Origin of the sequence: Streptomyces sp. PKU-EA00015 (assembly GCF_013387495.1) — a bacterium.
In the GTDB taxonomy this organism is placed as follows: domain Bacteria; phylum Actinomycetota; class Actinomycetes; order Streptomycetales; family Streptomycetaceae; genus Streptomyces.
Map to the genome: position 1 here is coordinate 205,910 of NZ_JABZEE010000002.1, position 15,365 is coordinate 221,274.

A 15,365-nucleotide genomic window follows, 5' to 3' on the forward strand; every position below is an offset into this window, starting at 1 on the left:
CGGACAACGCGCCGGCGGGCGGCCGCGTAGCCGCTCAGTGCGCCGTGAGGACCGCCTCCGAGCCGACGGGCCGGTAACCGGCCGCCTGGAACGCCCGTACGCTGCGGGCGTTGCCCGGCGCCTGCTGCGACCACACCACCGGTCCCGGCACCAGATGCCGTGCGGCACGCGCCAGCGCCTGGCCGAGGCCCTTCCCGCGCGCCTCCTCGTCGACCTCGACCGATGCCTCCCAGCGGCCCGCCACTCCGCGGCCGAGGATCAGCAACCCTGCGTCGGCGGCCCACACCCGCACGTCCCGGCGGTGCTCGAGCGCACGAGCCACGCGGGGATGCTCCCGGTCCACCAGCTCACGCAGCCGGAGACCGGGGTCACCGGGCAGCGAGCCGGCGACGGTCACCAGGTCGATGGTGTCCATACGGCGGCCCGTGCGGGCCATCAGGGCATACAGGAACCCCGGGTTCATCGCCGCCGCGAGCGGATCGGCCGCCGTCGCGGCCAACTGCTCCCGTACCCACGCCGGATCCTCGTCCGTGAAGACCACCGAGTGGGCGGTGAAGGCCACTACGCCCGCGTCCCGGGCGTCCGGCTGCCCGACCACCGTCACCGATCCGTCCGGCGGCGGAAACCGTCCCTCCGCCGCGGCTTCGAGAATCTCCGCCAGTTTCCCGCTCATCGCACGCCTCCCCACGCCCCTGGTCCCGGGCTCCCCTCCATGATCACTCAGGTGGGCCGATAATCTGACCCCCGTCAGTAATGCACCAAGAAGGGGTGGACTGTGGCGGACATCGAGGAAGCACGCAAGGCGTTCGACCGTTACGACGCGGACGGCGACGGCTTCATCACTGCGGCCGAGTACAAGACGGCGATGGCTCAGATGGGTGACTGGAACGTCACCGAGTCCGTCGCCGAGGCCGTGATCGCCTCGCAGGACACCGACGAGGACAAGCTCCTGTCGTTCGACGAGTTCTGGGGCCACCTGAACAAGGCCTGAGCGCCGAGACCTCAGGGGGTCCGCCGGGTCCCGTCCACGACGGGGACCCGGCGGACACAGCCGAGGCCGTGTCGGGCGCTCAGCACTCGATGATGTTCACCGCGAGACCGCCGCGCGCGGTCTCCTTGTACTTCACCGACATGTCCGCGCCGGTGTCCTTCATCGTCTTGATGACCTTGTCCAGGGACACCTTGTGGGTGCCGTCGCCGCGCATGGCCATACGTGCGGCGGTGACGGCCTTGACCGCCGCCATGCCGTTGCGCTCGATGCACGGGATCTGGACGAGGCCGCCGACCGGGTCGCAGGTCAGGCCCAGGTTGTGCTCCATGCCGATCTCGGCGGCGTTCTCGACCTGCTCCGGGGAGCCGCCGAGCACCTCCGCGAGCGCGCCCGCGGCCATCGAGCAGGCGGAGCCGACCTCGCCCTGGCAGCCCACCTCGGCGCCGGAGATGGAGGCGTTCTCCTTGAAGAGCATGCCGATCGCACCCGCCGCGAGCAGGAAGCGGACGACACCCTCCTCGTCGGCGCCGGGGACGAAGTTCATGTAGTAGTGCAGGACCGCCGGGATGATGCCGGCCGCGCCGTTGGTCGGGGCGGTGACGACCCGGCCGCCGGCCGCGTTCTCCTCGTTCACGGCCATCGCGTAGAGCGTGATCCACTCCATCGCGAGCGCCTGCGGGTCGCCCTCGGAGCGCAGCTTGCGGGCCGTGGTGGCCGCGCGGCGGCGCACCTTGAGACCGCCGGGCAGGATGCCCTCGCGGGACATGCCGCGCGCGACGCACGCCTCCATGACCCGCCAGATGTCCAGCAGACCCTCGCGGATCTCGTCCTCGGTGCGCCAGGCCTTCTCGTTCTCCAGCATCAGCGCGGAGATCGACAGGCCGGTCTCCCGGGTGAGGCGCAGCAACTCGTCACCGGTGCGGAAGGGGTGCTTCAGCACGGTGTCGTCGAGCTTGATCCGGTCTTCGCCGACCGCATCCTCGTCGACGACGAAGCCGCCGCCGACCGAGTAGTACGTCTTCTCCAGCAGGGCCGTGCCGTCGGCGTCGTACGCCCACAACGTCATGCCGTTGGCGTGGTAGGGCAGCGCCTTGCGGCGGTGCAGGACCAGGTCCGTATCGAAGTCGAAGCCGATCTCGTGCACGCCGAGCAGACTGATCCGCTTGTCGCTCTTGATCCGCTCGACCTGGTCGTCGGCGCTCTCGACGTCGACCGTGCGCGGAGAGTGGCCCTCGAGGCCCAGCAGGACGGCCTTGGGGGTGCCGTGGCCGTGGCCGGTCGCGCCGAGCGAGCCGTACAGCTCGGCCCGTATCGAGGCGGTGTGGGCCAGCAGGCCCTCGTTCTTCAGCCGCCGGGCGAACATCCGGGCCGCGCGCATGGGGCCCACCGTGTGGGAGCTGGACGGGCCGATGCCGATCGAGAACAGGTCGAAGACCGAGAGGGCCACGGAGAACTCCTTGTGGGTGGTAGACGCCGTTGTCTGCCGGGTGGTGCAGAGGCAATGCGTGCAAACGTGGTGCTTACGTGGTGCAGGGCACCGCGCTCACGGTCCAGTGTGCGCGGTGCCCCTTTTGTTTCGCTCCGGGGTGTTACGGGAGATCCGTCACAGTCCGGGGTAGAGCGGGTGCTTCGCGGCCAGGGCGGTGACCCGGCCGCGCAGCGCGGTCACGTCGTACGACGGCTTCAGCGCCTCGGCGATGATGTCGGCGACCTCGCGGAAGTCGTCGGCCTGGAAGCCGCGGGTGGCGAGTGCCGGGGTGCCGATCCGCAGGCCGGAGGTGACCATCGGGGGCCTCGGGTCGTTCGGGATGGCGTTGCGGTTGACCGTGATGCCGACCTCGTGGAGGCGGTCCTCGGCCTGCTGGCCGTCCAGCTCGCTGTTGCGCAGGTCCACCAGGACCAGGTGCACGTCGGTGCCGCCGGACAGGACGGAGACGCCGTGCTCGGTGACGTCGGCCTGGACCAGGCGCTCGGCGAGGATGCGGGCGCCGTCCAGCGTGCGCTGCTGGCGCTCCTTGAACTCGTCGCTCGCGGCGACCTTGAAGGACACCGCCTTGGCCGCGATGACGTGCTCGAGGGGGCCGCCCTGCTGGCCGGGGAAGACCGCGGAGTTGATCTTCTTGGCGAGCTCGGCCGTGGACAGGATCACACCGCCGCGCGGACCGCCGAGGGTCTTGTGCGTGGTGGTGGTCACGACGTGGGCGTGCGGGACCGGGTTGGGGTGCAGGCCCGCGGCGACCAGGCCCGCGAAGTGGGCCATGTCGACCATCAGGTAGGCGCCGACCTCGTCCGCGATCCGGCGGAACGCCGCGAAGTCCAGCTGGCGCGGGTAGGCGGACCAGCCGGCGACGATGAGCTTGGGCTTGGACTCCTTGGCCAGGCGCTCGACCTCGGCCATGTCGACCTGGCCGGTGGCGTCGTCGACGTGGTAGGCGACGACGTTGTAGAGCTTGCCGGAGAAGTTGATCTTCATGCCGTGGGTCAGGTGACCGCCGTGGGCCAGGTTGAGGCCCATGATCGTGTCGCCCGGCTTGAGCAGCGCGAACATGGCGGCGGCGTTGGCCTGCGCGCCGGAGTGGGGCTGCACGTTGGCGTGCTCGGCGCCGAACAGCTCCTTGATGCGGTCGATCGCGATCTGCTCGACCACGTCGACGTGCTCGCAGCCGCCGTAGTAGCGGCGGCCGGGGTAGCCCTCGGCGTACTTGTTGGTCAGGACGGAGCCCTGGGCCTCCATGACCGCGACCGGGGCGAAGTTCTCCGACGCGATCATTTCCAGGGTGGACTGCTGACGGTGGAGCTCGGCGTCGACAGCGGCGGCGACATCCGGGTCCAGCTCGTGAAGAGGGGTGTTGAGAAGCGACATCACTCGGTCCCTAAGGTCTTGGGTCAGCCCGCGAAATCGGTGTACTCGTCGGCGGAGAGCAGGTCCTTCGGCTCCTCGCTGACGCGCACCTTGAAGAGCCAACCGCCCTCGAAGGGCGCCGAGTTCACCAGCGACGGGTCGCTGACGACGTCCTCGTTGGTCGCGGTGACCTCACCGCTGACCGGCGAGTACAGGTCGCTGACCGACTTGGTGGACTCCAGCTCGCCGCAGGTCTCGCCCGCGGTCACCGTGTCACCCACTTCGGGAAGCTGGACGTACACCACGTCGCCGAGCGCGTTGGCCGCGTGCTCCGTGATGCCGACCGTCGACACGCCGTCCTCGGCGACCGACAGCCACTCGTGCTCCTTGCTGTAGCGAAGCTGCTGGGGGTTGCTCATGACCTGAATTCTCCTGTACGCGGGGGAGTGGTGGTGAACGAAGAGAGGGTGCGGACGATCACTTCTGGCGCTTGTAGAACGGCAGCGCCACGACCTCGTACGGCTCGTGCGTGCCGCGGATGTCGACACCGACGCCCGGCGTGCCCGGCGCGGCATGGGCGGCGTCCACGTACGCCATGGCGATCGGCTTGCCGAGGGTCGGGCTCGGCGCGCCTGAGGTGACCGTGCCGACGACCTTGCCGTCGGCGACCACGTCCATGCCGGCGCGCGGGACCCGGCGGCCCTCGGCGATCAGGCCGACGAGCTTGCGCGGCGGCGCCGTCCCGGCGCGCTCGGCGGCGGCCGTGAGCGCCGCGCGGCCGACGAAGTCGCCGTCCTTCTCGAACTTCACGACCCGGCCGAGGCCCGCGTCGAACGGGGTGAGCGCCGTGGTCAGCTCGTGCCCGTACAGCGGCATGCCCGCCTCCAGGCGCAGCGTGTCGCGGCAGGACAGGCCGCAGGGGATCAGGCCGGCCGGCGCGCCCGCCTCGGTCAGTGCCTGCCACAGCTTCTCGGCGTGCTGCGGCTCGACGAACAGCTCGAAGCCGTCCTCGCCGGTGTAGCCCGTACGGGCGATAAGGGCCGGGACGCCCGCGACGGTGCCGGGGAGGCCCGCGTAGTACTTCAGGCCGTCGAGGTCGGCGTCGGTGAGCGACGCGAGGATGCCGGGGGACTGCGGGCCCTGGACCGCGATCAGCGCGTAGGCGTCACGGTCGTCGCGTACCTGCGCGTCGAAACCGGCCGCGCGCTCGGTGAGCGCGTCGAGGACGATCTGGGCGTTGCCGGCGTTGGCGACGACCATGTACTCGGTCTCGCCGAGGCGGTAGACGATCAGGTCGTCGACGATCCCCCCGTCCTCCCGGCAGATCATCGTGTAGCGGGCCCGGCCGAGGCCAACCGTGCCGATGTTGCCGACGAGCGCGTAGTTCAGCAGGTCGACGGCCTGCGGGCCCGTGACGGTGATCTCACCCATGTGCGACAGGTCGAAGAGGCCGGCCGTCGTGCGGACGGCGTTGTGCTCGTCGCGCTCGCTGGCGTAACGCAGCGGCATGTCCCAGCCGGCGAAGTCGGTCATGGTCGCGCCCAGAGAACGATGCAGGGCATCGAGGGCAGTACGACGGGGGGCGTTGCTCATAGGTATGGCTCCCAGGGCATGGCTGCGAGGACAATCCTCCCCATCTGTCATCGGAACCTGAGAGGTTCGCCGCGACCCTGCGTTCGGATGGTCGTGGCTTGCACCTTGGGTGGAGCCGCGGGACGGCTCGCTTTTCAGATCTGCCTCATCGCACGCGGTACGGGGCCTGAGAGATTCAAGGGAGGAACTTGCTCCTTCGGCGCCCGCCACACAGGTGGCCGGGACTCTCCCGCGCGGATTCAAGCGGCCGGTATGCAGTTGGCGCGCACATCATTGCATGCCTGCGGCGGGAGTGGGGGCGCGCGGACCGTGGCAAAGTCCGTTGTCCTGTATTACCAGTTCTTTACACTTCATGGGCAAGGGTGGGGTGACCCGACTTGGGGGAGCGTGATGATGTTGCAGCGGTCCGGCGCATACGCCGCCACGGCCGCGGGGATGCCCGTCCAGCAGGGCGCCTCCGTCAGTGGCCTGCTCGGGGCGCCCGCGCCCGTCCTGCGCGACCTGCGGGCCCGTGCGGGCCGCAGTCCGCGCGCCCTGGTGTTCGCGGCCGGTGACGTGGTGGTCGTCTCCGGGCTGCCCGGGAGCGGCAAGACGACGCTGATGAAGCGCGCGGTGACCGGGCGCGGGATCGACTCGCAGGACACCCGCGACCGGTGGGACGCGGGCACGCCGCGCTTCCTGCCGTACGCCGTCTACCGCCCCCTCGTGCGCCTCGCGCACTACGCGGGTCTGTGGCGGGCCCTGCGCTCCGGCGAGAGCGTCGTCGTCCACGACTGCGGTACGCAGGCGTGGGTGCGGCGCTGGCTCGGGCGGGAGGCGCGGCGGCGCGGGACGTCGCTGCATCTCGTGCTGCTGGACGTGCCGCCGCGGGTGGCGCGGGAGGGCCAGCGCGAGCGCGGCCGCGGGGTGTCGGGGTACGCCTTCGCCCGCCACCGCCGGGCGGTGGGCCGCCTGATCGCCGACGCGGAATCGGGCCGTCTGCCGCGGGGCTGCGCGGCGGCGGTCCTGCTGGACCGGGAGGCGGCGGGAAGGCTGCGCGTCCTCGGCTTCACGGCGGACTGACCCCGAGGGGGGTGTGGCCGGGGGCCCCGCCCCAGCGCCTCGCCGCCCCGGCTCGGAGCCCCGGCTCGGCGCGCGGCGCTCTCGCCGGGGCTCCGCCCCGAGCCCCGCGCCCCACGCGCCGGCGGGGCTGGATTATCGTCGACGCCGCGAACACGCACGGCCGGGGTGCGTGCCCCGGGGAGGAAGAGACGAGCGCATGGAGAATCCGTACCGCGGCTGGCCCGGGAACGAGCTGGAAGAGGTCCTCGCCGCCTCCGTCGGCAGTCCCTCCGCCGGAGCCCGCCTCGTCGAGGTGCTCGGCCGCAGCAGCCTCTGGGTCCCCCTGCCCAACGGGGGCGGGCCCGACAGCATCGCTCTCGACCTGCCCACCATGGAGATCGAGGGCGCCGCCTACGTCCCCGTCTTCAGCTCCGAGCAGCAGTTCCTCGCCGTCGTGGGTTCCCCCATGTCGTTCACCGTCGCCCCCGCCCGCGAGTTCGCCCGTGGCCTGCCCCCGCAGCTCGGCATCGCCGTGAACCCGGGCGGCACCGTCGGCGTCCCCCTGCCGCCGCCTGCCGTCGCCGAGTTGTGCCGCGCGGGCCGCCCCCCGCACGGGGGCGCCTCCCATGCCGGAGGCCACGAGGGAGGCACCGCGTCCGGCGGGCGTGTGCGGCTCTTCGAGCCGGACTGGCAGGAGGAGCCCGTCGACTTCCTCACCGCCGCGGCCGGCGAGTTCGAGGCCGCCGGCGTCGTGCTCACCGCCCGCCGGGTGCTCGCCTCCGTCGAGGGCGAGGCGCCGGCCCTCTTCGTGGGCGTCCAGCTCTCCTCCTGGGAAGGCGCCGACCCGAACGCGCCCATGGACGCGCTCGGCCGCGCGCTCGGCCGCGTCCAGGTCCCCTGGCCGGTGAATCTCGTCCTTCTGGATGTCGCGCAGGACCCGGTGGGCGACTGGATGCTGGAGCGTGTACGCCCCTTCTACCAACGACATCACGTGTAGAAGTCAAGCCGGTGCCAGGACTGCCGCTTAAGCTGGTTTGATGACCTGGCCGGAGGTCCCCTGACACAGGGACGGAGCACTCGGGCACGGGTACGGATCGAAGAGGGGCGGAATCCAGGGTGAGCGCGTCAGGCACCGCGGCGACCGGGCAGGTCGAGCACATGCTGCGCCAGGTGACTCCCGGGCGCTACGACGCGTACGAGGCACTGCTGCATGCCCTCGCCGACCCCGCCGGTGGCCGGATCTGGATGCTGCTGTGGCACGGACAGCCCGGTTCCCCCGATGCGCAGTACGGGAACATGGAGGTCGACGGCGTCGGCTACGCGCCGTGCGTCACCTCCGCGCAGGAGCTCGCCGTCTCCGGCTGGAGCCGCGCGCACGAGGTCGTCACCGGCCGGGACATCGCCCGTGCCCTGTACCCCGAGCGCTGGGGCATCTGGCTCAACCCGCACGCGCCGGGCGGCGGTGTCGGCATCCCGTGGCTGGATCTGCGCCGCATCGCCACCGGACTCGACCGGATGCCCGCGGGCCCGCTGCGACTGTCGGACCCGGCCGTCGAGATCCCCCAGTTCTACGCGCTGCTCACACAGAACGCGCACCGCACGCCGGCCGTGCGCTCGCTGCGCCGCGCCTGGGTGCAGCCGTCCGTCGGGGCCGCGTACCTCGCCATCGGGCTCGATCTGTACGACACCGGACGGCAGGCGGTCGACGCGGCGCGGGCGATGATGCAGCAGTCGATCGGCGCGGTCCCGGACGGACTGCCGGTCTCCACGGTCGCGCTGTCCGACGAGTACGACCCGGTGACGATGTGGATGCGGGCGAACGCCCGGCCCTTCTACGACCGCGAGGCGCACGGCGGGGCCCAGCCGGCCGGCGGTTACGGTTACCCGCCCGTGGGCGCTCGCTGACCGGTTCTCGAACTCTTGCGGACGATGGGGGCTTTCGTCCCCCGCGTGGGGATGTCCCGTATCCGGCCGGTTTGTTGAGCGTCCGGGTCTCGACTAGGTATCACCGCTATCCGGACCGTTCTCCCAGGTGACTCCCGTCTGTAGTGTTCGGCCGGTCAAGACTCCACATGGTGAACCAGGGGTGGACCCATGCGAATATTCAAGTCCGGGCCTGTCCGGGCGATCACGGCGGCGGTTGCCGTCGGCCTGATCGCGACAGGTTGCGCCAGCGAGCGGGACAAGGGCGGTGACAAGGCGGCGAAGGACACCTTCGTCTTCGCCGGTGCCGGTGACCCCGGTTCTCTCGACCCCGCTCTCGCGAGCGACGGTGAGACCTTCCGTGTCACGCGCCAGGCCTTCGAGGCGCTGCTCGAGCACGAGTCCGGTGGCAGCAAGCTCGTCGGCGGGCTCGCGGAGAAGTGGTCCAGCAACCCGGCCGGCACCGTGTGGACGTTCAACCTCCGGAAGAACGTGAAGTTCCACGACGGCGAGGCGTTCGACGCCGCCGCCGTCTGCGCGAACTACGACCACTGGTTCAACTGGAAGGGTACGTACCAGTCCAGCGCGGTCTCCTACTACTGGCAGACCATCATGGGCGGGTTCGCGAAGAACGAGGACCCCGAGGCCCCGAAGGCGAACTACAAGTCCTGCACCGCCAAGGACGAGAACACCGCCGTCATCGAGGTCAACGAGCCCTCCGCCAACCTGCCCGGAGGCTTCTCCCTGCAGGCCCTGGCGATCCACTCGCCGAAGGCGATCAAGGAGTACGCGAAGCAGGACGCGACCGCCAAGGGCGACGCGATCACGTACCCCAAGTACAGCCAGGAGGCCGGCACGGTCGCCGGCACCGGCCCGTACAAGATCGTGAAGTGGAACAAGGGCAACAAGGAAGTCTCCCTCGAGCGCTTCGACGACTACTGGGGCGAGAAGGCCAAGATCAAGAACCTGGTCTTCCGCACGATCGACACCGAGGAGGGCCGTCGCCAGGCCCTGCAGGCCGGTGACATCAACGGCTACGACCTCGTCGCCCCGGCCGATGTGAAGACCCTCGAGGGCGAGGGCTACCAGGTCCCGACCCGTGACGTCTTCAACCTCTTCTACGTCGGCATGACGCAGTCGAAGAACCCGGCGCTGAAGAAGCCCGAGGTCCGCCAGGCCATCACGCACGCCATCGACCGCGAGCACCTGGTCAAGACCCAGCTGCCCGAGGGCGGCAAGGTGGCGTCCCAGTTCATGCCCGACACGGTCGCCGGGTTCTCGGACAAGGTGAAGACCTACCCGTTCGACACCAACAAGGCCAAGGAGCTCCTCAAGAAGGCGGGTGAGGAGAACCTCAAGATCGAGTTCTGCTACCCGACCGAGGTCACCCGCCCGTACATGCCCGCCCCGCAGGACATGTTCGAGCTGATGAAGGCCGACCTGGAGAAGGCCGGCATCACCGTCACCCCGAAGGCCATGAAGTGGGCCCCGGACTACCTGGACGCCACCGAGGCGGGCTCCTGCGCCCTGCACATGCTCGGCTGGACCGGTGACTTCAACGACGGCTACAACTTCATCGGCACCTGGTTCGCCGGGCCGGACAAGCAGTGGGGCTTCAAGGACAAGAAGGTCTTCGACGCCGTCAACGCCGCCTCGAAGGTCACCGACCCCGCCGGCCGCACCGAGGCCTACAAGAAGGCCAACGAGGCGATCATGGAGTACGTCCCGGGCATCCCGATCTCGTCCTCCCCGCCGGCCATCGCCTTCGGCAAGAACATCAACCCGCCGAACGTCTCCCCGCTGACGCAGGAGAACTTCGCCGAGACCTCCTTCAAGTAATCGCACACCAGCGGGTCCGCCCGGCCACTGCTCCAGGTGGCCGGGCGGACCCGCATCGACGCACGTTAGAAAGGGGCATGCGGGGTGCTGCGACTTGTCATACGACGACTGCTACAGCTCATTCCCACCCTGCTCGGCCTGTCGGTTCTCCTCTTCCTCTGGCTGAACCGGCTGCCCGGCGGACCCGCCTCAGCGATCCTGGGCGAGCGGGCGACCGAAGCCGAAGTGGCACGCATCAACCGAGCGCTGGGACTGGACGAGCCCGTCCACGTCCAGTACTGGCGCTTCCTCAAGCGCATCTTCGAACTGGACCTCGGCACCTCCACCCAGACCGGCCAGCCGGTGTGGGAGGAATTCACCCTGCGCTTCCCCGCCACGGTGGAACTCAGCATCGCCGCGATCCTCATCGCGGTCGCCGTCGGCATCCCGCTCGGCTACCTGGCCGCCAAGCGCCGCGGAGGCTGGCTCGACGTCGCCTCGGTGTCGGGATCGCTGATCGGCATCTGTATCCCGGTGTTCTTCCTCGCCCTGCTCCTCAAGGGCATTTTCGCCGTCGAGCTGGGCATCTTCCCGAGCTACGGGCGGCTGTCGACCGGTCTGAACGCCACGGACGTCACCGGATTCGCGGTCCTGGACGGTCTGCTGACCGGCGAACTCGACGCCAGCTGGGACGCGATCATGCACCTGGTGCTCCCCGCCGTGGCGCTCGCCTCCATCCCGCTCGCGGTCATCGTGCGCATGACCCGTGCCAGCGTTCTCGAGGTCCTCGGCGAGGACTACATCCGCACCGCCGAGTCCAAGGGTCTGGACAAGCGCGTCGTGCGAGGCCGGCACGTCCTGCGCAACGCGATGCTGCCGGTGGTCACCGCCGTCGGTCTGCTGACCGGCAGCCTGCTGTCGGGTGCGGTGCTGACCGAGTCGGTGTTCTCCTTCGGCGGCATCGGCTCCTTCATCCGCACCTCGATCGACGCCCGGGACTACCCGGTGCTCGTCGGGTTCATCCTCTTCATCGCGATGGTGTACGTCCTCATCAACCTGCTGGTCGACCTGGCGTACAGCATCATCGACCCGAGAGTGCGGGTGCACTGACGTGACGACCATGACCAAGAAAGCTGACAGGATCGACCGGCTCGCCGAGTTGATGCAGCAGACCGAGGTGACCTCGGGCGCCAGTCTGTGGCGCGAGGCGATGCGGCGCCTGAAGTCCAGCAAGATGGCCGTCATCGGCGTGGTCATCATCGCCGCGTTCGTCGTCCTTGCGGTCATCGGCCCGTGGATCGCCCCGCACGCCCCCACCGCACAGACCTGGCGCGACGAAGTCCTGGCCAACCAGGGCAAGTTCGTCGGCATGCGCGGCGAGAACTGGTTCGGCCTGGACCACCTCGGCCGTGACATGTTCTCCCGCATGCTCGTCGGAGCCCGGCAGACCCTGCTCGTCGGCGTCGTCTCGATGCTCATCGGCCTGGTCGTCGGCGCGGTCGTGGGTGTGGTGTCCGGCGCCGCCGCCACCCTCGGCGGCCGGCCCGGCCAGCGGCTCGACACGGTGATCATGCGGATCACCGACATCATGCTGTCGCTGCCCTCGCTGCTGCTCGCGGTCTCCATCGCCGCGGTGATGGGCCAGTCCCTGACGACCGTGATGATCGCCGTGGGTGTCGTCCAGATCCCCATCTTCGCCCGTCTGCTGCGCGGTTCGATGCTCGCCCAGGGCGGCGCCGACTACGTACTGGCGGCGAAGGCGCTCGGCGTACGCCGGAAGCGGATCGTTCTCACCCAGATCCTGCCGAACTCGCTGAGTCCGGTCATCGTCCAGGCGACGCTCAGCCTCGCCACCGCGATCATCGAGGCGGCCGCCCTGTCCTACCTGGGCCTCGGCAACCCCGACCCGGCGATCCCGGAGTGGGGCGTCATGCTCTCGCAGGCACAGCGGTTCTTCGACAACGAGCCGATGATGGCGGTCTATCCGGCGGTCGGCATCATCATCACCGCCCTTGGCTTCACCCTGCTCGGCGAGGCCATGCGCGAAGCCCTCGACCCGAAGCTGCGAGGCTGAAGTCCCATGGCACTGCTTACTGTTGACGAACTGAGCGTCACCTTCGGCGGCCGTGGCCGCAAGGACTCCACGGCGGTCGACGGCGTCTCCTTCGACGTCGACCAGGGCCAGGTGGTGGGACTGGTCGGCGAGTCGGGCTGCGGCAAGTCCGTGACCTCGCTCGCGCTGATGGGCCTGCTGCCGGCCAAGGGCGTGAGGATCGGCGGACGTGCCGACTTCGACGGTCGGAACCTGCTCACCATGAGCCCGCGCAAGCTGCGGGACATGCGCGGCAGCCAGCTGGCGATGATCTTCCAGGATCCGTTGTCCTCGCTGAACCCGGTGGTGCCCATCGGCGTCCAGGTCACCGAGATCCTCCAGCGCCACCGCGGACTGAAGGGGGAGGCCGCCCGCAAGGAGGCCGCTCACCTGCTGGACAGGGTCGGCATCCCCGACCCGAACCGGCGGCTGAAGGAGTACCCGCACCAGCTCTCCGGAGGCATGCGCCAGCGCGCGCTCATCGCCATGGCGGTGGCCTGCGCGCCTCGGCTGCTCATCGCCGACGAGCCGACGACCGCGCTGGACGTGACCATCCAGGCGCAGATCCTCGAACTGCTCAAGGAACTGGTCGACCAGGAGGGCACCGCCCTGCTGATGATCACCCACGACCTGGGTGTCGTCGCCGGTCTGTGCGACCAGGTCAACGTGCTGTACGCGGGCCGGGCGGTGGAGTCCGCGGGCCGCCGCGAGCTGTTCGCGCACCCCACCCACCCGTACGCGCACGGTCTGCTCGGCTCCATACCGCGGCTCGACGCGCCGCGCGGCGAGCCGCTCAACCCGATCCGCGGATCCATCAACGACAAGATCGCCTGGGCCGACGGCTGCGCCTTCGCGCCCCGTTGCGACTTCTACACGATGGAGTGCCTGACCGGCACACCCGAACTGACCGAACCACGCGCGGCCGGCCACCAGGTGCGCTGCGTCAACCCGGTCCTTCCCAAGCCCAAGGCGGAGGTCTCGGCATGAGCTTGCTCGAACTCGACGATGTGAAGGTCCATTTCCCGGTCAGGAAGGGCGTCTTCTTCGACCGCACCGTGGGCCACGTGTACGCCGTCGACGGTGTCTCGCTCAAGGTCGAGGCGGGGCAGACGTACGGTCTGGTGGGCGAGTCGGGCTGCGGCAAGACGACTCTGGGCAGGGCGGTCCTGCGGCTGGTGGACATCACCGGCGGCGAGGTCGTCTTCGACGGCACGGATCTGGCGAAGCTGCCGAACGAGGAGATGCGCGGCTTCCGCCGCCGGCTGCAGATGGTCTTCCAGGACCCGCTGGGCAGCCTCAACCCGCGGCAGAACATCGAGTCGATCCTGAGCGAGGGCATGGCCGCGCACGGGATCGGCAAGGACCAGAAGGAACGCCGCGAGAAGATCAAGGAGATCCTGGCGAAGGTCGGTCTCCCGGCGAACGCGCTGTCCCGTTACCCGCACGAGTTCTCGGGCGGACAGCGCCAGCGCATCGGCATCGCGCGTGCGCTGGTCCTCGAACCGGATCTGATCATCTGCGACGAGCCGGTGTCGGCGCTCGACGTCTCCATCCAGGCGCAGGTCATCAACCTCCTGGAGGAACTGCAGGAGTCCCTCGGGCTGACGTACCTCGTCATCGCCCACGACCTCGCCGTCGTCCGGCACATCTCCGACGTCATCGGGGTCATGTACCTGGGCGGCCTGGTGGAGGAGGCGCCGAGCGACGCCCTCTACGCGGGGCCCAAGCACCCGTACACCAAGGCGCTGATGTCCGCGGTGCCGGTGCCGGACCCCGAGGTCGAGGACCGGCGGGAGCGGATCCTGCTCCACGGCGACCTGCCCTCGCCCGCCAACCCGCCGGCCGGCTGCCGCTTCCACACGCGGTGCCCCTGGGCGCAGGACACGCTGTGCGCCACGGACCGGCCGAAACTGACGGACCTGGGCGACGGTCACAAGGTGGCCTGCCACTTCGCGAAGGAGATCGAGGAGGGAACGGTCGCGCAGACCCGAGCGACCGGGATCGAGGCGGTCGTGGGCACGGAGTCGGTCGCCGCCGAGGGCCCCGGCGCGGTGGCCTCCGAGGAGGACGGTGCGGCGGAGGCGGCGGGGGCGGAGAAGCCGGTGACGGCGTCGGGTGCCGTCGCCGTCGCGGCCGGCGACGCGTCCGACGATGCGGCCGGTACCGAGCCGGTGGCCGAGGAGCCGAGCGACGAGCCCGACGCCACGGACGGCGCAGAGACAGAGGACTCCGCAGAGGAGGCGCCCGTGGACACGGCGACGGTCCCTGAACAGCCCGTAGCAGACGATGCGGCCGCGCCCGCAGAGACCGCAGCCAAGGGGGCCGCCGCGTCCGACTGACGGGCGGGACCACCGGACACGGCACAATCGTCCGGTGTTTCAAGAACTGTTCACGCCCTCCGTCCAGCATGCGCTCGACCTCGTCGGGATCTTCGTCTTCGCGATCTCCGGGGCGCTGCTCGCCGTACGCAAGAACTTCGACGTGTTCGGCATCGCCGTGCTCGCCGAGGTCACGGCGCTGGGCGGAGGGCTGCTGCGTGACCTGATCATCGGGGCCGTGCCACCCGCGGCCTTCACCGATCTCGGGTACTTCCTGATGCCGCTCGTGGCCACGGTCCTCGTCTTCTTCCTGCATCCGCAGGTGGAGCGCATCCAGGCCGGCGTCAACGTCTTCGACGCGGCGGGTCTCGGGCTGTTCTGCGTGACCGGCACGACCAAGGCGTACGAGTACGGTCTCGGCCTCACGTTCTCGGCGGCGCTCGGACTGGCCACGGCGGTCGGCGGCGGTGTGCTGCGCGACGTGCTGGCCAACGAGGTTCCGTCGCTGCTGCGCTGGGACCGTGACCTGTATGCCGTGCCCGCGATGGTGGGCGCGACGATGGTCGTCCTGTGCATTCGTTTCGACGCCCTGAACGCGGTGACGAGCGGACTGGCGGTGGTGACCGCGTTCGTGCTGCGGCTGCTGGCGATGCGGTACCACTGGCGCGCGCCGCGCGCCTGGAACCGGCGGTCGGAGGCGACCGAAGAAAAAGCTACCGCTCAGTAATTGTTTGTTGTACGGTACCG

The 15,365-nt window shown here is 69.9% G+C and carries 15 protein-coding genes and 1 riboswitch; of the genes, 10 read left to right on the forward strand and 5 right to left on the reverse strand.

Annotated features, from left to right (window positions below; all coding sequences use genetic code 11):
• Positions 1-34: 34 nt before the first annotated feature.
• The gene (locus HW130_RS02510) at positions 35-673 is read right to left on the reverse strand and encodes a GNAT family N-acetyltransferase (RefSeq protein ID WP_177147681.1); all 639 of its coding nucleotides are present in this window, start codon (positions 671-673) and stop codon (positions 35-37) included.
• Positions 674-775: 102 nt separating this feature from the next.
• On the opposite strand from HW130_RS02510, the gene HW130_RS02515 reads away from it, so the two are divergent.
• On the forward strand, positions 776-991 hold the full coding sequence (locus tag HW130_RS02515; protein ID WP_177147682.1) for an EF-hand domain-containing protein: 216 nt from the start codon (positions 776-778) through the stop codon (positions 989-991).
• A 79-nt stretch (positions 992-1,070) separates the two neighbouring features.
• Here the strand turns inward: HW130_RS02515 and HW130_RS02520 are convergent, their stop codons facing one another.
• The 4 genes from HW130_RS02520 to gcvT all read right to left on the reverse strand — a co-directional run bounded on the left by HW130_RS02520 (position 1,071) and on the right by gcvT (position 5,426).
• Entirely contained in the window at positions 1,071-2,438 is a 1,368-nt protein-coding gene (locus HW130_RS02520; protein WP_177147683.1) for an L-serine ammonia-lyase, read from the reverse strand.
• A gap of 156 nt (positions 2,439-2,594) precedes the next feature.
• A complete protein-coding gene (glyA, locus tag HW130_RS02525) occupies positions 2,595-3,854 on the reverse strand; it encodes a serine hydroxymethyltransferase (RefSeq protein WP_177147684.1) in 1,260 nt (419 codons plus the stop codon).
• A gap of 23 nt (positions 3,855-3,877) precedes the next feature.
• Complete coding sequence (gene gcvH / locus HW130_RS02530) at positions 3,878-4,252, reverse strand: glycine cleavage system protein GcvH (protein ID WP_177147685.1); 375 nt, start codon at positions 4,250-4,252, stop codon at positions 3,878-3,880.
• Positions 4,253-4,310: 58 nt separating this feature from the next.
• Positions 4,311-5,426, reverse strand: a complete 1,116-nt coding sequence (gene gcvT / locus HW130_RS02535; RefSeq protein WP_177147686.1) for a glycine cleavage system aminomethyltransferase GcvT — start codon at positions 5,424-5,426, stop codon at positions 4,311-4,313.
• A gap of 145 nt (positions 5,427-5,571) precedes the next feature.
• Positions 5,572-5,668, reverse strand: a riboswitch (glycine riboswitch).
• A 148-nt stretch (positions 5,669-5,816) separates the two neighbouring features.
• On the opposite strand from gcvT, the gene HW130_RS02540 reads away from it, so the two are divergent.
• The 9 genes from HW130_RS02540 (at position 5,817) to HW130_RS02580 (ending at position 15,345) form a co-directional block, all read left to right on the forward strand.
• A complete protein-coding gene (locus HW130_RS02540; protein ID WP_177147687.1) occupies positions 5,817-6,488 on the forward strand; it encodes an AAA family ATPase in 672 nt (223 codons plus the stop codon).
• Positions 6,489-6,684: 196 nt separating this feature from the next.
• The gene (locus HW130_RS02545; RefSeq protein WP_177147688.1) at positions 6,685-7,464 is read left to right on the forward strand and encodes an enhanced serine sensitivity protein SseB; all 780 of its coding nucleotides are present in this window, start codon (positions 6,685-6,687) and stop codon (positions 7,462-7,464) included.
• A 119-nt stretch (positions 7,465-7,583) separates the two neighbouring features.
• Positions 7,584-8,372, forward strand: coding sequence for an enhanced serine sensitivity protein SseB C-terminal domain-containing protein (locus HW130_RS02550; RefSeq protein ID WP_177147689.1), 789 nt, complete (start codon positions 7,584-7,586; stop codon positions 8,370-8,372).
• A gap of 189 nt (positions 8,373-8,561) precedes the next feature.
• Positions 8,562-10,229, forward strand: a complete 1,668-nt coding sequence (locus HW130_RS02555) for an ABC transporter substrate-binding protein (protein ID WP_177147690.1) — start codon at positions 8,562-8,564, stop codon at positions 10,227-10,229.
• 84 nt (positions 10,230-10,313) lie between these two features.
• On the forward strand, positions 10,314-11,318 hold the full coding sequence (locus tag HW130_RS02560; protein ID WP_177147691.1) for an ABC transporter permease: 1,005 nt from the start codon (positions 10,314-10,316) through the stop codon (positions 11,316-11,318).
• 10 nt (positions 11,319-11,328) lie between these two features.
• The gene (locus HW130_RS02565; RefSeq protein WP_177147692.1) at positions 11,329-12,282 is read left to right on the forward strand and encodes an ABC transporter permease; all 954 of its coding nucleotides are present in this window, start codon (positions 11,329-11,331) and stop codon (positions 12,280-12,282) included.
• 6 nt (positions 12,283-12,288) lie between these two features.
• Positions 12,289-13,287, forward strand: coding sequence for an ABC transporter ATP-binding protein (locus HW130_RS02570; protein WP_177147693.1), 999 nt, complete (start codon positions 12,289-12,291; stop codon positions 13,285-13,287).
• A complete protein-coding gene (locus HW130_RS02575) occupies positions 13,284-14,639 on the forward strand; it encodes an ABC transporter ATP-binding protein (protein ID WP_177147694.1) in 1,356 nt (451 codons plus the stop codon). The genes HW130_RS02570 and HW130_RS02575 overlap by 4 nt, the downstream gene beginning before the upstream one ends.
• 34 nt (positions 14,640-14,673) lie before the next feature.
• The gene (locus HW130_RS02580; RefSeq protein ID WP_177147695.1) at positions 14,674-15,345 is read left to right on the forward strand and encodes a trimeric intracellular cation channel family protein; all 672 of its coding nucleotides are present in this window, start codon (positions 14,674-14,676) and stop codon (positions 15,343-15,345) included.
• The last annotated feature ends 20 nt before the right edge of the window (positions 15,346-15,365 follow it).